We start from the raw sequence: 18,641 nt of genomic DNA on the forward strand, positions 1-18,641 counted from the left end.
TCAGTTTAAACTGCTACTCATGTGCAGTCCTATAACTCCAATAGCTATGAGTGCAAGGGATACAATTCTGACAGCTGGCATAGGTTCATTGAATCCGATGTGTCCTATGAAGGATATCAATGCAACTCCAAGTCCGGCCCAAATAGCGTAGGCTACACTCACTTCTATTTTCTTCAGTGCAATGGTAAATGATATAAAACTGATTCCATAGAATACAAAGATCAATATCGAGGGCAAAGGCTTTGTGAAACCTTCAGATAGTTTCATGCATGTAGTTCCACAGATCTCAAAAATGATAGCAAATGCCAGATAAAGATAGCTCATTTTCCTCTCCTTTTCTCCTTTTAACTGAGTACTACCTAAAGCTATTTTATAGTATCCAGATTTGCCGCAGAGGTGCTCTGGAAATTAAAAGACAAGTTCTAAATCAATAATATTGATGCTTGAAGTTTTTGAAAAAATAAATGGATAATACCATTATCCATCATTCGGGATCATATGCAAAGAGTGTTACTCTCCTTTGCTATATGTTCTTACAGATTCAATTTTCTCCCAGTCGTAGTATGTGTTGACTTTCTGACCGCTTTCATCCTCTGTAATACGTACGAACTGTTCCCCGAGGAAAAGGACTGCTTTTGAGTAAACTTTTCCTTCATTGACCTGGATGTCTACTCCTTCCCTGAGTTTTCTGGACATAGTTCCATGAAGCGGGGAAGACGCGTATTCAAAGACTTTTTCCCATGTGTCTTTCATTTTTTCACCTTTCAATTCAGTATGGTTTTTACAAGTCGGTTCTTGTATGATTTATCATACATCGGATTCTTATGTGCGATTATTTACTATATATAAGTTTCTTGTATTTCTGTATTGATATAATAACTATGATGGTACAGATTTTCAGAAACCTGTCAATAAATTGTGAAAAAATGAGTAAAAAAGGGTGATGATAATTTAATTTGCTCAGTCAAGGTATTCATCCCTGCGTGGGGAGAATACTTCCACTGCAATAGAATCCTCAATTACTTTTGCCTCGTGTGAAACATTCGAAGGTATGTTCCATGAATCTCCAGTCGTTACTTCGTGAGTATCATCGCCAATTGTAAGTAACATTTTTCCGGAAACCATGTAACCTGTTTGCTCATGTATATGTTCATGAGAGGGTAAATGACTTCCTTTCTGTAACAAAAATTCTGTCATCAGGGTTTTCTCCCCGTAAACGATTGTTTTCATCCTGATTCCGGGAAGTACTTCTTTGTAATCAGATTCACTATGTTTTCTGAACATAAAATAAACTTACAGCTTATGCCAATTTATTATTTTGCATTGAGAAATGTAAAAAAAGAAGGGTTTCCAACCCAGCTGCTGGAAAGAATAAGTCTTCCAGTTTAGCTAATCAGTACATCGTACTAATGGAAGGTCTTAAAAATCCTACAGCGCAAGTTGATTTTTTTGATGATGCACATTTGTAGTTTTCTGGCTTTGCATCAAGTTGTTCGAAATCTTTCCAGACTCTGAAATGCCTGAAACGCTGTTGCGTCTTTCTAGACAGCTTCCATTCCATATTTCATTCTCCATTTACAGATTTAATATTCTGTTTTTTTAATTTTTTGAGGTTTCCCTCTTCAATTAGTGCTCTTATTTTCTCCCATATAAGGTAAACGCATGTAATCTCTATATTCTATTGTTTTTTCTGTTTATCAATGAACATAATACGCTCAGGTAATTTCTTATCCACATTATTGCGGAATATTTTGTTATATTCCAATACTTTTTTATACATTTAATATCATGATTTAATGTTATAATTGTTTTCTAATTCTTTATCTACGGAAGTGAGTCTGAATGGTTGCAGATGCCCTGTATTTTACTACGTACTATTTTGTCCATTTTGCCGCAACTAAAATGTTTATATTTGACATGAAGGTCCCTTAAACATTTCCCGGATATTATGCAGGTCTTCAGGTTTTCCAAAAATAATACAGATATCTCCCGAATACAATGGAATATTCCCATCAGGGTTTGTAATCGTTTCATTTTCCCTTTGAATTGCAAGAATAGTTGCTTTATGACGATTTCTGATTCCAAGCTCACTGAGTGTTTTTCCATTGGCAAGGCAGCTTTGCCCTACTTTAAAAGTGCTGACTTCCATCCCCGGCAGCTCATCCTTTAGATTGAAATGTCTTTCCTGATCTTTTGAATAGGATTTCCTGAGCATACTGTACCCGTTGGCTCGGACTTCCCGTGTAAATATATCAATCTCTTCTTCCGGTACGAGGTATTTCTTCAACAGGCGCACAAATATCTCGACCGATGTTTCATATTCCTCTGGAATTACCTCGTCAGCACCAAGTTCATTGAGCCTTTTCATCTCACTTACATAGCGTGTTCTTGCAATGATATACGTTTCAGGATTCAGACTCTTTGCCATGTCTATTATTTTTCTGGTGGCAACAAAATCGGAAATTCCTACAACAAGGATTCTGGCAGAACCTATGTTTGCCGATTCAAGTACTGCTTCATGACTTGCATCACCATAGATTATTTTTTCACCCTTTTTCTTTTCATGACGTACGGTTTCAGGGTTCGTCTCAATAATCACGTAGGGTATGCCTGCATTCCTTGCTGCATGGGATAATGTTTTACCATTGAAGCCGTAACCAATTATTATAAGATGGTCTTCAAGTGTCTCATCAATGTTTTTTGATATAATGCTACTCGTATAAAACCCGTTAATGAGTTTCTGGAAAGGTAGAACTTTTGATGCTTTTTCGGATATCCCGTATGAAGACTCTGTGATAAAAGGAGTTGCAGCCATAGTAATTATGGAAACAGCCAGAAATATCTGGTACATGTCCTGGTCAAGCAGGGAATATTCAAGTCCGAATGTTGACAACACAAATGAGAATTCTCCAACCTGTGCAAGTGAAAGTCCGGCTATGATGATTGTACGAAGCGGATATCCAAGTACAAGGGCTGCCAGACCCGCCGTAGCTGTCTTAATAATCACAACTGCAATTGCCAGCAGTAGCAGATAGACAACGTTATCCGTAAAGAAACTGATATCAAGCAGCATTCCGATGGATACAAAGAAAAAACTCATGAAGATATCCCTGAAAGGCATGATATTGCCCATGGCCTGATGGCTGTATTCGGATTCTGATATAATTAGTCCTGCCATGAAAGCTCCAAGGGCAAGTGAAAGTCCTATACTGGAAGTAAGCCATGCAGTTGCAAGGCAGATAAATACAATGCTCAGTAGGAATAGTTCCCGGTTTCTGGTTTTTGCAATCTGGTAAAGCAGTGATGGAATAATCCATCTGGCACTTGCAAGGACAAGTATAATTATTCCAATTGCTTTTAGCAGGAACATGCTAAATGTATCTCCGGATTCTGTGGCTGCCCCGGCAATAATAGGGGTTATCAGTATCATGGGGACGATCATTACATCCTGGAAAATGAGAATTCCAAGGGAAGTTTTGCCGTGAGGTGTGTCTAATTCTGCTTTTTCCTGAAGTAATTTGAGTACAATGGCTGTGCTGCTAAGAGAAATAAGAAATCCTATGAAAAGTGCAGTTCCTGAACTAAATCCAAGATAGATGTCAATATAATAGACAAGCAGGATAGTTGTTCCAATCTGTAAGGTTCCTCCCAGAAGCACAGGTCTTTTGATTTCCCAGAGCTCCCGAATTGACATTTCCACTCCAATAGTGAAAAGCAGGAGTATTATGCCAATTTCTGCAAGAGCTTCTACTTCGCTCATGCTGCTGATAATTCCAAGCCAGTGAGGACCTGCAAGCATGCCTGTCACAAGAAATCCAAGGACGGAAGGAAGTTTCATTTTGTTAAAAAGCAGTAAAATGACTATCGATAATCCAAAAATAATTCCTATGTCAGTAAATAATGTTAAATCCATTATCTTATCACAACTTCCACTGTTAATATCTGTAAATCTAAAATATTATACATTAACAGTGGTTGCCGGATTTAAAAAAGATTGTGTCTGAAGGAGGTATAGGTTTAGGGTGTGCTTTCATGGAAAGGGAAATGATAAAAGTTGGAAGGGCTTAAAGTCCTGCCCTCTCAACAATTACATCTGCAACTTCGGTTGCGCTCTTGAATGGGAAATCTTCAGCTGTGAGAAGTCCGCCTGCCTCACCTGCTGTTACTGATACGTCTCCTGACTTACAGGTTGTGTCTGCTCCTGCAGGGAATGCTGCAAGGAGTTTTTCAGGGGTTTCAATTGGGAATGTTGCATCTGCAAGTCCACCGACAATCTGGCTGTGTATATCTTCTTTTACGCTCATTTTACTATCTCCATTGTTTATTATTTCGTTTTTCAGGTTGGTTGTTTGGTTGGGTGCTGATGCTTAACTCCGGAGTGTGTGTCAGCAATACCTAATAGTACAGTTTCTGATATATACTTAATCGGCACTACAATATACCTTGTATAATGGAGTGTACTTAAATGACTTTATTGTATTATACACAAACCTATTTATCTAAACAGGACTAACTTCATTCTATGATCCCGGACAATGACTTCAACTCAGACCTTTCTGACATAAAGCATATGCTTTCCGATATTCAGAGTGATATTCGTTCTTTCATGGACTCATCCAACCATCAGCATCTCGATATGATGGTTAATAATGTGAAGAACGATTACTCCGGAGTAATTGTTCGTCATTTAATGGAAGATGCCGGAAAAGGTCTTGAAAAAAATATGGTAAAAAAGTGTGAGATGCGTAATGACTGCAAGGGCCTGATTTCTAACATTCTGGAAAAGAATGCAGGTCTTATTAGGGGAGGTGCTGTAAATGAAGCAGCAATTGAAGAAAACCGCCTTGAACTTAAACAGCTTCGAACAATGGTGCCTTACGATAAATGTGATATCTGCTTTGCAGAAGCATCTGATATTCTCTCAAGACAGGTAACTCTCATGCGTTCCATGAGGATATATGAGACTAATAAGGACAAACGCGAGGATCTTAGCCTGATGCCTCCTGAAGAAGTGGTGGATAACATACTGGAACCTCTCTGTCACCAGAAGAGATTCGAGATACTCAAGGCGATATCCGCTGAAACTAAGAGTTTCTCTGCACTTTCAAAGCTAACCGGTCTCAGAGGTGGAAATCTTCTCTTCCACCTGCAGAAACTTGTTGAGAAAGGTATGATTATCCAGAGGCATGAAAGGGGCGATTACATGATAACCGGAAAAGGTTTCAAAGTCATGGAAGGTGTCAGCAGTATATATTCTGCCCTTGAACCTGAGACTGAAGAGCAAAAAGAGGACATAGGATAATTCTGGCAATTATTTTCCTCTTTTCTTTTTTGACATCGCCATAACAATTGCTGTTATACAAATTATCAGGAATAAGTCTGCAATCCCTGTGCTGGCGACAGTATTTTCTTCTTCTTCTTTTTCTTTTCCTGCAATTTCTGCATCTTCAACTTCAATATAGGTATTTTCTTCCCCTGTTATTGAGCGAAATATGATTTCTGCCTTTGCCAGTTCTTCCTCCGTCCTTTCGGAATTATGCATTCCAAGGCTGCCATCTGTTTTTACAAATTCGATGTAGGATATTGCTTCATTATAGTCTGCTGTCAACTTTTCCAGACTTTCGTTTGATTCTGACGTAAGCAGAATAGTGCTGGCATTTTCCTGAAGTATTTCAAGTTCCTGAAGTTTACTGGCAGTTATTTCCTGTCTACTGGATGTTATGTTAGCAAGGGATACTTCATGACATTCATTACAATCGCCACTTTCAGGTATTTCCTCGTGACCTGTAACGTGGCATTTCTTACATATATTCCCTGAATCCGGATCAGACAGTAGCACAGGGTCAAAGTTGAATGAATGGCCTGTGACAAGCTTTTGCTCTCCGTTTTCATCAATTATTGTTGCCATATGGCAGTCTATGCATTTCAGGTTTACAGCATGTACACCGTTAGTATAAATTGATCCGTTATACATTTCCCACTGAGGTCCGCCATAAAAGTCAGAGTTATTTTCTTCAGCTTCCTGTAATATCTCAGAACTATGGCAGCTTTCACAAAGTTCCTGGGCATCCATTCTGAGTTGTGCACTATGTGGTTCATGGCACATTACACAGGTAACCCTGGATTCAGAACCATTGTTCTGCATGTAAGTTCCATTTTCAGATGGTTCAGAGTGACTTTCCATTGAGCTGGAATCATAGTCACTATTGTTGTATTCGTTCCATTCTTCATAGATAATATGGTGGGGTTTTGTATGGCAATCCTCGCAAACTTCTGCTGATAAATTTTGTGGCGGAACTGCTTCTGAAGGTGTAGTGATATGTGTAGTGAATCCATTTACCGGAGGCTTGTGGCACATTTCACATTCAGGTGACTCTGCTGATACTTCTCCATACATTACACTGTAAAGTCGTGGCGTACTTCCAAAATGGCAAAAAATACAAGCTTCAGGTCCGGGTTTGCCGAAAATAATCCCGTCATTATCATAATGGGCAGACAAGTTCCATGCTTTATATTCATCTTCATGGCACTTTTTACATTCTTCTGTGGATGCTGCATTTGCAATAACGGCAGGTATTGCCATAAGCACTATCGCAATAGCAAAAGCTGTTGCTTTTTTCATAAACCAACCCTTCTTTTCCCTGATTAGAAAATGGATCTGCCACATATTTAGTTATTTGTATGGCAACAAAAGGATTACACTTATGCCTATTGATGTGTGAATGTGTAATCAGTAAAAGTAAAGAAAAAAGATTTTGATCCAGGCATGATTAATTGTCTGCCGGGATCTTTGTTTCAGATTAATATCTTAGTATCTCTTAGGTCTGTGCTTCTGGAAGCATTCCCTGCAGTAAACAGGTCTGTCCTCTGCTGGCTTAAATGGTACTTCTGTCTCCTGTCCGCAGTCTGAGCAGGTTGCCTTGTGCATCTCTCTTGGGCCGCTGTTCTGTCTGAAGTTTCCTCCTCTGCCACCGCCACCACCACGGTTTCCTCCTCTTGGACCTTTGTTGTATCCGCCATCATTCCTGCCGTTTCCGTCTCTTGAACCGCCTCTGAATCCACTGCTTCTGTCGTCTCTCATATTTATTTTCCTTTGTTGTTTATTGCCAGTTATCTTTGGGTCAAGATTATTCGCACGATTCGTTCAATTTTGATTCTTATCAAGTCTACAATTAATGCAGCTGAACATAGTCACAACTACTGGATACAGATTATTGTATAATGCCCGGTGGGCATTTAGTTGTGATTCTATAGCAGTTATCATTGAGACGGGAACCTCTATCCCGCAATCTATACGACGCTCTCTTGTTAACGATTAACTTAAAAGAAGTAGCCAGATGAAATTATCCCTTTCTTAACCCGCAAGTAAGTTAACTGTCAATATTGTGATAGGCCGGATAAATATAAAAAGCTATGCTAATGTAAAAAAAGCTATCAACAACGGCTATCTGCTTAATAGTTCTAGTGTCTCATTAAAGGAACTTACAGGATTTAAAACACAAAGTAAAAATGAAGAAAAAAGAAAAAAATTGAGAGATTTAGACAGGTCTTCCGACATCTGTTACTGTAACACTCTCTGCACCTTCTACTGCTGCAAAGGCTTCTTCTACAGATTCGGTACCGCCTTCTCCGTCACCTACAATGACTACCATAATGATTGCTTTAAGTCCAAATGCAACTGGCTGTATCTCGTGGGTGCCGTATTCTGCGCCTTCAGGAAGTGCTGCTATAAGGTCGTCCTTAAGCTTTTCGAGGTCTACATCTACGCCTGTTGGCATAATCTTCATTGTTGCTGCAACTTCTCCCATTTATCTCACCTTATGCTCCTTTAAAGCCACATTTTGGGCATTCATATGGATTGCTCTGCTGTCTGCAGCTTGCACATCTTCCAAGCTCGTTACCACATACAGGGCATGGGAAACGTACGCAACCTGTTTCCACAAGGCTCTTGTTGCATGTGGTACAATTATCAACTTTATTTGCCATTTAAAATCTCCTTATTGCGAGTAATGTATGATCATAAAATACTGAAAATCAGCATGTCAGTGATTTCAGTACATACGCAGTATATAATTTAAATATTCCCCTTGATATGAGTGCCAATTACATTCTTTCCAATAACAGCATCAATGACCCTTTCCGGATACATTCCATTGACAACAACACAGTCCATTAAATTCTCCATTAAAAATCCTGGTAGTGAACTGTCAATACAGGTAACTCCCATCCGTGAAAGTTCAAGGGCTGTCATCCATTTCTGGATAATGTCATCTGCTATCACTCCATCAACATCAGTTACTTTAACAAATCGTGATCCTGTTTCTTTTGCTATCCATGCTCCTATGGTATCAGATGTCACGTTCCAGGAATGAGGCAGCTTGTCAGTCTCCTTCAATGTTTTGTATGGCATAAGCACAGAAACACCTGAAGGGAAATCATGTATATTTTCCACATAGTTGACTCCTGTCTTATCTATCAGGAAGTATGCATATTGTTCCATTGAAAGAATTGCCATCCAGTGAGCTGCATCGTCACCTATTGAGCATTCTTCACTGATGTCCCTGACGGAATTTGCAAATACACCACCACCGGGAACTATCAATATAGAATGATCATTTCCCTGGTCACAATTTCCGAAATGTTCTTCAAGGGCAGTTATAATAGAAGTCGAGTGTTTAATCAGACTTCCACCCAGTTTCACAACCGTTCTCATTACAGTCAACTTCCCCACATGTTTTAAGATACGTTTGATACTGAAATATCGCCGGTAAATCTAATTCATGTAATAGCTCATATGATAGCGTATTATATAGTTGTATTAGTTGTCTTTTTTCTGAGTTTTATTCTTTTCCGGACTGTAAGAGACTGTTTTCCAATATTCTTGCAGCAGCATATGCAGGGAATACCTTGGAAATATCAGTTCCCCATTTTTCAGCAACAGACACACATTCAAACCCAAGTCTTTTTGCTGCTTCCCTTATCATAAATTCACCAAGCCCTGCGGAAACTATCCTGTTGAGTCCATTCTTCTCAGCAACAACCGATATTGCTTCACAAAGAAGACTTATTTGTTTTTCCTTTACCTGAACTGCTATATTGTAAATTTCATCCGTTGATATTTCAGTCAGATCTGCACAGACAACCCTTGCCAGTCTTCTCATGGCATCTGTTTTGGTTTTGCCTGCGCCGTCTGCGGTTTCACAGGTATATAATTCTTCAGTGATATCTCCAAGCAGCAGGTAGGCATCAGCAGTATTTGCAAAAAGCTCAGAGGAAATATTGCAGTCACCGTCGGCCACCTTCACTTTATCAAGCAGGTAAGCAAGATTTGTACGGAGTGTTCCGGCATAGAATAGCTCGCTGCGTACAAGCCTCGAAAAATCGGTAAGTCCTGCAACATGTTTTCCGTCTTTAATAGGTATTATGTCACTGGTGGTACTTCCCACATCAACGAATATGCAATCTCCGATCTCAGAACCTATCAATCTTGTAGATGCAGCCCAGTTTGCTGCCGCAAGTTCACGCAGGCTTGAGGATTCATCGTAGAAATGTCCGTTGCTGTCAATGTACATGGTTTTACAATCAAAGGCCTCATCAACAGATTTCATTATGAACTGGATTCCCTGAAGTTTGTCCTCAAAACAGTCTGCCAGTTCTCCTGTCATAACCACACTGACCATGTCCGGTTCAAGTTCAGCAGCAATGTCTTCCAGTGATTCGGGCAGAGTTGTGTCTTTCCACAACGGTATGTAATGTAGCTCAATTATTCTTCTGTCAGCGGAAGCTATTTTAGTATTCGCACCGCCAATATCGATACCTATTATTCTCATATGATATCCTCAATGTCATCTTTGGTGAAAGAACATTCCCCTGTAAGTCTGACTGATTCGGGAAGTTCTCCAAACATATTCATAAGTAACAAATCTCCGATCTCGCATTCAAGTGTCCTGATAAGTCCGAATATTGCAGTGGTTGGTCTTGGGTTCACATCTATTACGTATGTTTTGTCCCCATATACTATATCTATTCCCACGTATCCATTACATCCCAGTTTCTCAACTGTCTTCTTTGAGGTGGTGAATACTTCTTCCTCAAATTCTGCTCTATATGGTACCTGGTTTCCCTTGTAATCAAAAATTGTTTCGCCATTTTCTGTCTTTATGTCAATTAATTGCCTGTTCAGACTTAAAGGAAGGGATTTTTGTCCGCATATCATGCTTACGCTGAGGTGCTCTCCCTCAACATATTCAGTTGCAATATACTCATCTGCCTGTTCTTCCATTTTTTCTGCAGATTTGAGTCTGACACCTTCAGAAGCACATCCGTACCTGGGTTTGATGACATAGTTTCCTTTGGATTCCATATCCATTATTTTTGGAACAGCAATTGAACTTGATTCTAATACTTTTGTGCATGTAAGTTTATCTGCACACAAACGGACTGATTCCGAGGAGCAACCAAGGTTTACTGTGTTTTTTTCAATTATCTCTGTGAGTCCCCCAAGAAGTTCATCAGGACCAATAACAAGTCCAGCATCACTTTCTTTTGAAAATCTCTCCAGCACATCTTCAAATGTATTCTCATCAGATATTATGGATTTTCCGTATTTTAGCTTGCTTTCCGCGTTCAGATAGCTGACCTCATGTCCAAGGCGTGTGAAACTTTCAGCAAGCGTGCTTATCATTGCTTTTCCTTCCAGAAGCAATGTTCCACCCAGGCCAATTCCCATAGCGTATTCAGCAAGCAGTATTTTCATGCTGGATGCAACTGCATTTATTTGATATATCCTTTACTATTAATATCGCTTTATATACTCTGTTTTTTAGCAGCACATTTTTCTCTCTTTTTGTTGTAATGCTGTCTAAAATTTCAATGGCATTAAAATTTGATGTGTGATAGTAAATTTAACCGAATTTGTGTTATATATTATTATTACTTACTTGGTAAGTGGAGTTGAGATCTGATCTCAATTTAGGTGCGTCGGGTTGGAGCCGGGTTTAACCGGTTTACGGCGGGGGTACAAAAAGTAGTGTCTATCCCGATAAGATACTACTATAAAGAAAAGAGGCCCGTATCGGAAGTAAGTGAGTAGAGGAGTAAGAAACCATTGTGTTTTATGGTACACTTTGGACGCAATGGTTTGCTCTTCCTGCTACTTAGTATCAATCTGTTTTAACAGTGCTATAAGTTCTATGTTATTGTTTTATAGTAGTTGTAATATCATCTCTGCATGTCATATTGTGCATATAATATGTGTACATGTATCTCTTCTTGCTTTATATTAAAAATGACTATATACTATGATTACTGATAGAGGACTGGGATGAATATGGATGTAAATACGGAAAACCCATTTGTGCAGGCACTGGTTGTATCAACCACCATGGCAGTTTTCATGATCGGTGTGGCTTTTGGGCTAATGAGCATGGCACGCGAAGGCAGCACCCCAGTTCCTATGGCTGTAATGCTTCTTATTTTTGCAGTGATTTTTATAGCAGGTTCTGTGTTTTTTGAATCAAGGGGAGCAGATTATATGGGCTCTCTTGTTGGCGGAGCAATCATAAGTCTTGTAGCTACATTCTCTGCAACTGCATTTTTCAGTGGTGTCAGGTTTGCTATTGGCGGTGGTATTACTGAGATTGGATCTGACCAGGTAGTTTCAGCTCTTGCGGTTTGTATGATAGCAAGCATGCTGTTGATACGTGTTTTGCAGCATAAGTTTAGTAATGTTTTTTAAGTAATTTTAGTGTTAGAAGATCAGCCCTAAATATGGATTTATTTGCTTTTTTGTACACTTCATTTCGCCAAAACAAAGCGCCAATACGAAAAGTATTTATAGAACTTCAAACAATCACTAGTTCGATTAAACATTACCGCGCACAGAATATGCGGAGATATTGAGAATGGCTGATGGACCAGAGAATTGTGACGATTTAGATTCAAAAACAGTTGATGAGGGTAAAGTCGAAGAAATATCTGCTGAAGATGAGGCTGCACAGCTTCGTGACAAGCTCTTGCGACTTACCGCGGAATTTGATAATTTCCGCAAACGAAGCGCAAGGGAAAAAGAAGAATATCGCAAGTTTGCAGTTGAGCGGGTCATAATTGAGCTCCTCGAAGTTTACGACAATTTCGAGCGTGCGCTGGAATCTGCAAAGCAGACAGACGACATTACATCTGTAATCACTGGTATTGAGATGGTTTTCAAACAGTTTACCGGAATACTTGAAAAAGAAGGTCTTGAAAAGATCGAGTGTAAAGGTGCTGAATTTGACCCTTACCTCCACGAAGCAATGATGCACGTGGAACATCCGGATCACGAAGAAAATACTGTGGTAGATGTTTGCAAACCGGGTTACTGTCTGCACACAAAGGTAATAAGACCGGCAATGGTGACTGTTTCAAAGAAACCTGAAGAATAAACGGACGGATTTCAGAGTTATCCTTAAAGGATATCTTCAACACAAATAAAATCAATTATTTACAATTAAACTATAATTAATTCATATAAAAGAGGTAATATTATGGGAAAAATATTGGGAATTGACCTGGGAACTACAAACTCCTGTATGGCTGTTATTGAAGGTGGAGAACCTACTATTGTCCCTAATGCAGAGGGTGGAAGAACTACGCCATCTGTTGTAGGTTTCTCAAAGAAAGGCGAGAAACTGGTAGGTCAGGTTGCCAAGAGGCAGCTTATTACCAACTCCGATAACAGTGTAAGTTCTATTAAGAGACACATTGGTGAAGGTGACTACAAGGTAACACTTAATGGCAAGGAGTATTCACCTCAGGAAGTTTCTGCAATGATCCTGCGCAAGCTGAAGGAAGATGCGGAATCTTATCTTGGTGAGACAATCACACAGGCAGTAATCACAGTGCCTGCATACTTCAACGACTCTCAGAGACAGGCAACAAAGGATGCCGGTACAATTGCAGGTCTTGAGGTAATGAGAATTATCAACGAGCCAACCGCAGCATCACTTGCATATGGTCTTGACAAGGATGAAGAAGACCACAAGATACTCATCTATGACCTTGGAGGAGGTACTTTTGATGTATCCATTCTTGAGCTCGGTGGCGGAGTATTCGAAGTTCTCTCAACCGCAGGAGACACACACCTTGGTGGCGATGACTTCGATCAGAGGATTGTTGACTACCTTGTAGAGGAATTCAAGAAGGCAGAAGGTATTGACCTTTCCAAGGACAAGGCAGCACTCCAGCGTTTGAAGGATGCAGCAGAGAAGGCAAAGATTGAGCTTTCCGGTGTAACATCCACTAACATCAACCTCCCGTTCATTACTGCAGATGCAAATGGTCAGCCAAAGCACATTGACATTGACCTTACAAGGGCACAGTTTGAGAAGATGACTGCTGACCTGCTTGACAAGACTCTTGTGGCTGTAAATCAGGCAATGAAGGATGCAAAGGTATCCTCATCTGATATCGACAGGGTACTTCTTGTAGGAGGTTCCACCAGAATGCCTGCAGTAACCGAACTTGTAAAGAAGGCAGCAGGAAAGGATCCATACAAGAACATAAATCCTGACGAAGCTGTAGCAGTCGGTGCAGCTATTCAGGCCGGTGTACTTGGTGGTGAGGTCCACGATGTACTTCTGCTTGATGTCACACCACTGACACTTGGTATCGAGACACTGGGAGGAGTTTCAACCCCTCTGATTGACAGGAACACAACCATCCCGACCAAGAAGAGCCAGGTCTTCTCAACAGCAGCTGACAATCAGCCATCTGTAGAGATCCACGTACTTCAGGGTGAGAGAGGTGTTGCTTCAGGTAACAAGTCCCTGGGCAGGTTCACACTTGACGGTATACCTCCAGCACCAAGGGGAATCCCACAGATCGAGGTTACATTTGACATAGATGCAAACGGTATTCTCCACGTAAATGCAAAGGATAAGGGAACCGGTAAGGAACAGTCCATTTCCATCCAGAAGCCAGGCGGTCTTACAGATGAGGAGATCGACCAGATGGTCAAGGATGCGGAAATGCATGCTGAAGAGGACAAGAAGCGCAAGGAAGAAGTTGAGGTCAAGAACACAGCAGAATCCCTTGTAAACGCTGCCGAAAAGACCCTTGAGGAAGCAGGAGATGTCGCAACCGATGATCAGAAGTCAAAGATAGAAGCTGCAATTGCTGCTCTTAAGACTGCTCTTGAAGCTAATGACATTGAGGACATCAAGGCAAAAACTGAGGAACTTCAGACTGCTGTATATGATGTATCTGCTGCAATGTACCAGAAGGCACAGGAGGAAGCTTCAGCTGCAGCATCCGCCGCAGAAGATACAGAAGGATCTTCGGACTCTGGTGACGATACCATTATGGATGCAGACTACGAAGTAGTCGATGATGACAAGTAATCAAAACATGGATTAAGTCGGGTAAGATACTTTAATCTGAAAGTATCTTACTACCTTTAATTTTAAAATAAATCATATCATTATAATATTACATATATAACAGGAATCATCCATGTCCACCCAACGCGATTATTACGAAATATTAGGTATATCCAAGGATGCCACTGAGTCCGAGATTAAGAAAGCTTACAGAAAGCTTGCAATGAAATATCATCCGGACAAGAATAAGGAAGAAGGTGCCGAAGAGACATTCAAGGAGATATCTGAAGCCTATGCCGTACTTTCCGATGCAGAGAAGAGGGAACAGTATGACAGGTTTGGTCATGCAGGTATTGATGGCCGCTATAGTCAGGAAGATATTTTCAGAAATGCAGACTTCGGAGACTTTGCAGATCTTGGCGATATACTTGGAGGTATATTTGGCGGCGGCTTTGGTGGCTTTGGTGGTTTCGGCGGCTTTGGTGGTGGTCAGAGAAGACAGGGACCAACACGAGGTTCTGACCTTCGTTACGATCTGGGAATCACTTTAGAACAGGCTGCTGAAGGTGTTGACACTACCATTAATGTTCCCCGCGCAGAAAACTGTGAATCCTGTAATGGAACTGGTGCCAAGGCAGGCACAAGTCCAAAGACCTGTCCGACATGTCATGGTTCCGGCCAGATGACTCAGGCACGTAAGACGCCTTTTGGTACATTCATGTCAACAAGTACCTGTAATGCATGTCATGGACGAGGGGAAATCATTGATGATCCTTGCCCTGCCTGTAAGGGCACAGGTAAGATGAAGAAGGTCCGCAAGATATCTGTAAAAGTTCCAAAGGGTGCTGATAATGGACTTCGCCTGAAAGTAAGGGGCGAAGGAGAGGAAGGCAGTCCTGGTGCACCATCAGGTGACCTCTACGTTGTCATTCATGTGGAGCCTCATGACAAGTTCCAGCGTATGGGTGATGATATTGTCTATGAGCAGGCAATATCCTTTGCAACTGCGGCACTTGGTGGGGATGTAATGGTTCCTACCCTTCATGGTAAAGTGAAAATGAACATCAAGCCAGGGACACAGACCCATTCCATACTTCGTCTGAAGGGAAAAGGTATGCCTCATCTTCATGGACACTCACATGGTGACCAGCTTGTAAAGATCATCGTTAAGACGCCTACCAAGCTTTCAAACGAGCAGAAGGAGCTCTTCAAAAAGCTTCAGGAGCTTGACGGTGGCCCTGACGTAAAGGCTACTAAAGGTGGCAAAGGTATCTTTGAAAAAGTAAAGGGTGCTTTTGAAGCAGGGGCATAGTCCCTTCTCATTTTCTTTCATATTTTATTTTTATAAATCTTTTTTTAGGACATCTATTTATATTGTCTCGCCAGTTGTGTGGTAAGATATAAAAAGCAATAACCATATTATGCGGTTTTGTTTTTCGTATCAACGAATATCGTATTTATGACCTTTTGAAGGTATTATTATGAAGATCGTAATTATTGGTGCTGGTGAAGTCGGTTATCACATTGCTAAGGCTCTCTACCAGACAAACGATGTTGTGGTAGTTGACCAGAATGAGGAAGCATGTGCCCGTGCAGATGAACTTGATGTTCATGTTATCCATGGAAATGGTGCTAACGTTTCTATTCTCCATGATGCCCTTGAAAATGCAGGCCTTCTGGTTGCCGTAACAGGTTCTGATGAGGTAAACATTGTTGCATGCATGGCTTCTAAGCTTACTGTTAACGATAATACAAAATTAAAAACAGTTGCAAGGGTAAGTAATCCTGATTATATTGACAAACCTGTGGCTAAAAGACCTAAGATTGGAATTGACATTATGGTTTGTCCCGAGTTAGCTCTTGCATCAGAAGTTGCAGAGATACTTGCTATTCCTTCTGCGATTGATGCAGAACTTTTTGCTGATGGTAAGGTTGAAATGATGGAATTTGTGGTTCCACATGATCATAAAATTGTTGGTAAACAGATGCAGGATCTCCATCTTGCAAATTGTTGCATAGTAAGTGCTCTTTTCAGGGATACTGAAGTTATTATTCCTCATGGTGAGGACATAATAGAAAATAACGATCACATAGTTGTTATCGGTAAACCTGCTGCTATGAAAGAGGTACGTGACCTTTTCGGTGAAAAAACAGGTAAACGAAGTAAAGTACTGATTATTGGCGGCGGTATAGTTGGTTTCTATCTTGCAAAAATGGTAGCAAATAATGAATTCGACTTGAAAATCATTGAATCTAATAAAGAGCGATCTCTTGCTATTGCAGAGGAGCTGCCTGATGTACTTGTCCTTAATGGTGACGGAACAGATATCAACCTCTTGAAGGAAGAAGATGTTTCCGAAATGGATGTTGTCATATCTGTGACAAATAGTGATGAAAAGAACCTCTTATGCTCGTTGCTTGCTAAACAGCTAGGCGTGAAAAAAGTTATTGCCAGATCTGACCGCTCAGATTATGTTTCTCTATTTGAAATGGTGGGTGTTGACAGTGCGGTAAGTCCAAGGCAGGCAACTGTTAATGAAGTTCTGAAGCTGACTTTTGGTCAGGGAATTGAGTCAATAACTACAATTGAAGGTGAAAAGGCCGAAATTGTAGAGTATACCACTTCAAAGAAGTCAAAGATAGTAGGCAAACCTCTTAAAAATGTAAAATTCCCCTCGGGTGCAATTATCAGCATGGTAGTCCACAATGGAAATACAGTTGTTCCTCGTGGTGAATATGTCATTGAGGAAGGAGATCGTGTAGTAGTCTTCAGTCTCCAGTCTGCAAATGCTGAAGTTGAAAAACTTTTTAAGTAGTTCATGAAGGGGTGTATTCTTGAAGTACGAAGTCATATTGAATGTTTTAGGCGGCCTTCTCAGGTTTCTGGGCGCCATAATGATCCTTCCTTTACTGGTGGCAATCTACTACGGTGATTCCCCCTATCCATTTCTGGTTGCAGTAGTAATTACCGGTTTTACTGGTATTTTACTTTCTGCACGTTATAAATCCTCGGAAGAATGGAAAACCAGGGAAGGTTTTGCCATTGTTGCGCTTGGCTGGCTTGCAGCCGCCATATTCGGTTCTATTCCTTTCATGCTTGATGGTATAAGTCCTATTAACGCAATTTTTGAATCAATGTCCGGTTTTACAACAACCGGGGCAACAGTTCTTCTTGATATTGAAGCTCATTCCCGAAGCATACTTTTCTGGCGTAGCCTGACACAGTGGCTTGGTGGTATGGGTATTATCATGCTTTTCATTGCCATTCTTCCAAAACTTGGTGTTGCCGGAAGGCAGTTGTTCAGGGCTGAGGCTCCTGGTCCTACAGAGGACAAGATCAAACCAAGAATCAGGGAGACTGCAAAAATCCTCTGGCTTGTTTATTGTTCTATCTCTTTGCTGGAAGTTATTGCTCTGTTGCTTGCAGGAATGTCTTTTTATGACGCATTAACTCATACTTTTACAACAATGGCATGTGGCGGCTTTTCTCCATATGGTCTGAGTATCGCTGCATTTAACAGCCCTCTTATAGAAGGTATCATCACGCTTTTTATGTTTATTTCCGGAGCTAACTTTGCGCTTCACTACCGCACATTATACACTGACAGGAAGAGCCTTGTAAAAGATGATGAGTTCAAGTTCTATGCTGCAGTTACTCTCATTGCAACTGCAATCCTCACTTTCAGTCTCTGGAAAGATATGGGTGAAACTGTGTTCACATCATTCAGGTATGCGGTTTTCCAGGTGGTTTCCATCATGACTACAACAGGGTTTGCAACTGTGGATTTCAATTTATGGACTGATTCTGCAAAGATTGTATTGCTTGCGGTAATGTTCATAGGCGGTTGTGCAGGCTCAACATCAGGTGGTATCAAAGTTGTGAGGTTCCTTCTTCTCCTTAAATACGCACAGCGTGCTCTTTTCAAATCAATTCATCCCAGAGCTGTCCAGCCTATAAAATTTAACAACAAAACAGTTCCTGATGATGTAATGCAGGCAATTGTCTCTTTTGTAGTTATTTATTTTATGATATTTGCAGTATCTACCGGTCTTCTTTCTCTAATGGGGATGGATATTGTCAGTTCTATCACTGCATCAATTGCAACACTGGGTAATATAGGTCCGGGATTCAATCTTGTAGGTCCGATGGCCAATTTTGATGTCGTTCCATTCATTGGAAAAATATTGCTCATTGGCAATATGTGGGTTGGAAGACTTGAGGTTTTCACTGTGATAGTGATGCTTACTCCTGAGTTCTGGAGAAGGTAAAATAAAACAGATAGG

The 18,641-nt window shown here is 40.6% G+C and carries 20 protein-coding genes; 7 read left to right on the top strand and 13 right to left on the bottom strand.

The window, feature by feature from the left end:
* The 6 genes from V7O61_RS03600 to V7O61_RS03625 form a co-directional block, all read right to left on the bottom strand.
* The gene (locus tag V7O61_RS03600; RefSeq protein ID WP_407282689.1) at positions 1 to 324 is read right to left on the bottom strand and encodes a DMT family transporter; all 324 of its coding nucleotides are present in this window, start codon (positions 322 to 324) and stop codon (positions 1 to 3) included.
* A 186-nt stretch (positions 325 to 510) separates the two neighbouring features.
* Complete coding sequence (locus V7O61_RS03605) at positions 511 to 753, bottom strand: hypothetical protein (RefSeq protein ID WP_023844419.1); 243 nt, start codon at positions 751 to 753, stop codon at positions 511 to 513.
* 207 nt (positions 754 to 960) lie between these two features.
* Positions 961 to 1,284 (bottom strand): cupin domain-containing protein, encoded by a 324-nt coding sequence (locus V7O61_RS03610; protein WP_407282688.1) that lies wholly within the window; start codon positions 1,282 to 1,284, stop codon positions 961 to 963.
* Positions 1,285 to 1,393: 109 nt separating this feature from the next.
* Complete coding sequence (locus V7O61_RS03615; protein WP_023844417.1) at positions 1,394 to 1,561, bottom strand: hypothetical protein; 168 nt, start codon at positions 1,559 to 1,561, stop codon at positions 1,394 to 1,396.
* Between the two features lie 345 nt (positions 1,562 to 1,906).
* Complete coding sequence (locus V7O61_RS03620) at positions 1,907 to 3,913, bottom strand: cation:proton antiporter (protein ID WP_407347441.1); 2,007 nt, start codon at positions 3,911 to 3,913, stop codon at positions 1,907 to 1,909.
* A 151-nt stretch (positions 3,914 to 4,064) separates the two neighbouring features.
* Positions 4,065 to 4,304: an MTH865 family protein gene (locus tag V7O61_RS03625; RefSeq protein WP_023844415.1), complete on the bottom strand. Its 240-nt coding sequence runs from the start codon at positions 4,302 to 4,304 to the stop codon at positions 4,065 to 4,067.
* A 218-nt stretch (positions 4,305 to 4,522) separates the two neighbouring features.
* On the opposite strand from V7O61_RS03625, the gene V7O61_RS03630 reads away from it, so the two are divergent.
* Positions 4,523 to 5,302 carry a winged helix-turn-helix domain-containing protein gene (locus V7O61_RS03630; protein WP_023844414.1) on the top strand — a complete coding sequence of 260 codons (780 nt, stop codon included), beginning with the start codon at positions 4,523 to 4,525 and terminating at the stop codon, positions 5,300 to 5,302.
* A 9-nt stretch (positions 5,303 to 5,311) separates the two neighbouring features.
* Here V7O61_RS03630 and V7O61_RS03635 read toward each other — a convergent pair whose 3' ends face one another.
* From V7O61_RS03635 to V7O61_RS03665, 7 genes are all read right to left on the bottom strand, one after another.
* A complete protein-coding gene (locus V7O61_RS03635; protein ID WP_407282686.1) occupies positions 5,312 to 6,622 on the bottom strand; it encodes an ammonia-forming cytochrome c nitrite reductase subunit c552 in 1,311 nt (436 codons plus the stop codon).
* A gap of 186 nt (positions 6,623 to 6,808) precedes the next feature.
* Positions 6,809 to 7,081, bottom strand: a complete 273-nt coding sequence (locus V7O61_RS03640; protein ID WP_023844412.1) for a CxxC-x17-CxxC domain-containing protein — start codon at positions 7,079 to 7,081, stop codon at positions 6,809 to 6,811.
* Between the two features lie 457 nt (positions 7,082 to 7,538).
* On the bottom strand, positions 7,539 to 7,808 hold the full coding sequence (locus tag V7O61_RS03645) for an elongation factor 1-beta (RefSeq protein ID WP_023844411.1): 270 nt from the start codon (positions 7,806 to 7,808) through the stop codon (positions 7,539 to 7,541).
* Positions 7,809 to 7,818: 10 nt separating this feature from the next.
* Positions 7,819 to 7,986 (bottom strand): zinc finger domain-containing protein, encoded by a 168-nt coding sequence (locus V7O61_RS03650; RefSeq protein WP_023844410.1) that lies wholly within the window; start codon positions 7,984 to 7,986, stop codon positions 7,819 to 7,821.
* Between the two features lie 88 nt (positions 7,987 to 8,074).
* A complete protein-coding gene (locus V7O61_RS03655) occupies positions 8,075 to 8,713 on the bottom strand; it encodes a kinase aspartokinase/uridylate kinase (RefSeq protein ID WP_023844409.1) in 639 nt (212 codons plus the stop codon).
* Positions 8,714 to 8,840: 127 nt separating this feature from the next.
* The gene (locus V7O61_RS03660) at positions 8,841 to 9,830 is read right to left on the bottom strand and encodes a hydantoinase/oxoprolinase family protein (RefSeq protein ID WP_407282685.1); all 990 of its coding nucleotides are present in this window, start codon (positions 9,828 to 9,830) and stop codon (positions 8,841 to 8,843) included.
* Entirely contained in the window at positions 9,827 to 10,756 is a 930-nt protein-coding gene (locus tag V7O61_RS03665) for an ATP-grasp domain-containing protein (protein ID WP_407282684.1), read from the bottom strand. The genes V7O61_RS03660 and V7O61_RS03665 overlap by 4 nt, the downstream gene beginning before the upstream one ends.
* A 573-nt stretch (positions 10,757 to 11,329) precedes the next feature.
* Here V7O61_RS03665 and V7O61_RS03670 point away from each other — a divergent pair.
* The 6 genes from V7O61_RS03670 to V7O61_RS03695 all read left to right on the top strand — a co-directional run bounded on the left by V7O61_RS03670 (position 11,330) and on the right by V7O61_RS03695 (position 18,626).
* Positions 11,330 to 11,737 carry a heat-shock protein gene (locus V7O61_RS03670; RefSeq protein ID WP_245596078.1) on the top strand — a complete coding sequence of 136 codons (408 nt, stop codon included), beginning with the start codon at positions 11,330 to 11,332 and terminating at the stop codon, positions 11,735 to 11,737.
* A gap of 166 nt (positions 11,738 to 11,903) precedes the next feature.
* Complete coding sequence (gene grpE / locus V7O61_RS03675) at positions 11,904 to 12,422, top strand: nucleotide exchange factor GrpE (protein ID WP_023844405.1); 519 nt, start codon at positions 11,904 to 11,906, stop codon at positions 12,420 to 12,422.
* Between the two features lie 102 nt (positions 12,423 to 12,524).
* On the top strand, positions 12,525 to 14,378 hold the full coding sequence (gene dnaK, locus V7O61_RS03680) for a molecular chaperone DnaK (RefSeq protein ID WP_407282683.1): 1,854 nt from the start codon (positions 12,525 to 12,527) through the stop codon (positions 14,376 to 14,378).
* Positions 14,379 to 14,490: 112 nt separating this feature from the next.
* Positions 14,491 to 15,669, top strand: a complete 1,179-nt coding sequence (gene dnaJ / locus V7O61_RS03685; protein ID WP_407282682.1) for a molecular chaperone DnaJ — start codon at positions 14,491 to 14,493, stop codon at positions 15,667 to 15,669.
* A 169-nt stretch (positions 15,670 to 15,838) separates the two neighbouring features.
* Complete coding sequence (gene trkA / locus V7O61_RS03690; protein WP_023844402.1) at positions 15,839 to 17,173, top strand: Trk system potassium transporter TrkA; 1,335 nt, start codon at positions 15,839 to 15,841, stop codon at positions 17,171 to 17,173.
* A 19-nt stretch (positions 17,174 to 17,192) separates the two neighbouring features.
* Positions 17,193 to 18,626 (top strand): TrkH family potassium uptake protein, encoded by a 1,434-nt coding sequence (locus V7O61_RS03695; RefSeq protein ID WP_023844401.1) that lies wholly within the window; start codon positions 17,193 to 17,195, stop codon positions 18,624 to 18,626.
* Positions 18,627 to 18,641 lie beyond the last annotated feature (15 nt).

The organism is Methanolobus sp. WCC1 (assembly GCF_045690315.1).
Taxonomy (GTDB): domain Archaea; phylum Halobacteriota; class Methanosarcinia; order Methanosarcinales; family Methanosarcinaceae; genus Methanolobus; species Methanolobus tindarius.

Bases quoted from the DNA above. Each gene is read 5' to 3' on its own strand.
- trkA (WP_023844402.1), top strand. From the start codon at position 15,839: ATGAAGATCGTAATTATTGGTGCTGGTGAAGTCGGTTATCACATTGCT.
- V7O61_RS03620 (WP_407347441.1), bottom strand. From the start codon at position 3,913: ATGGATTTAACATTATTTACTGACATAGGAATTATTTTTGGATTATCG.
- dnaK (WP_407282683.1), top strand. From the start codon at position 12,525: ATGGGAAAAATATTGGGAATTGACCTGGGAACTACAAACTCCTGTATG.
- V7O61_RS03640 (WP_023844412.1), bottom strand. From the start codon at position 7,081: ATGAGAGACGACAGAAGCAGTGGATTCAGAGGCGGTTCAAGAGACGGA.
- V7O61_RS03600 (WP_407282689.1), bottom strand. From the start codon at position 324: ATGAGCTATCTTTATCTGGCATTTGCTATCATTTTTGAGATCTGTGGA.
- V7O61_RS03610 (WP_407282688.1), bottom strand. From the start codon at position 1,284: ATGTTCAGAAAACATAGTGAATCTGATTACAAAGAAGTACTTCCCGGA.
- V7O61_RS03625 (WP_023844415.1), bottom strand. From the start codon at position 4,304: ATGAGCGTAAAAGAAGATATACACAGCCAGATTGTCGGTGGACTTGCA.
- V7O61_RS03650 (WP_023844410.1), bottom strand. From the start codon at position 7,986: ATGGCAAATAAAGTTGATAATTGTACCACATGCAACAAGAGCCTTGTG.
- dnaJ (WP_407282682.1), top strand. From the start codon at position 14,491: ATGTCCACCCAACGCGATTATTACGAAATATTAGGTATATCCAAGGAT.
- V7O61_RS03670 (WP_245596078.1), top strand. From the start codon at position 11,330: ATGGATGTAAATACGGAAAACCCATTTGTGCAGGCACTGGTTGTATCA.
- V7O61_RS03660 (WP_407282685.1), bottom strand. From the start codon at position 9,830: ATGAGAATAATAGGTATCGATATTGGCGGTGCGAATACTAAAATAGCT.
- V7O61_RS03635 (WP_407282686.1), bottom strand. From the start codon at position 6,622: ATGAAAAAAGCAACAGCTTTTGCTATTGCGATAGTGCTTATGGCAATA.
- V7O61_RS03605 (WP_023844419.1), bottom strand. From the start codon at position 753: ATGAAAGACACATGGGAAAAAGTCTTTGAATACGCGTCTTCCCCGCTT.
- V7O61_RS03645 (WP_023844411.1), bottom strand. From the start codon at position 7,808: ATGGGAGAAGTTGCAGCAACAATGAAGATTATGCCAACAGGCGTAGAT.
- grpE (WP_023844405.1), top strand. From the start codon at position 11,904: ATGGCTGATGGACCAGAGAATTGTGACGATTTAGATTCAAAAACAGTT.
- V7O61_RS03655 (WP_023844409.1), bottom strand. From the start codon at position 8,713: ATGAGAACGGTTGTGAAACTGGGTGGAAGTCTGATTAAACACTCGACT.
- V7O61_RS03630 (WP_023844414.1), top strand. From the start codon at position 4,523: ATGATCCCGGACAATGACTTCAACTCAGACCTTTCTGACATAAAGCAT.
- V7O61_RS03665 (WP_407282684.1), bottom strand. From the start codon at position 10,756: ATGAAAATACTGCTTGCTGAATACGCTATGGGAATTGGCCTGGGTGGA.
- V7O61_RS03615 (WP_023844417.1), bottom strand. From the start codon at position 1,561: ATGGAATGGAAGCTGTCTAGAAAGACGCAACAGCGTTTCAGGCATTTC.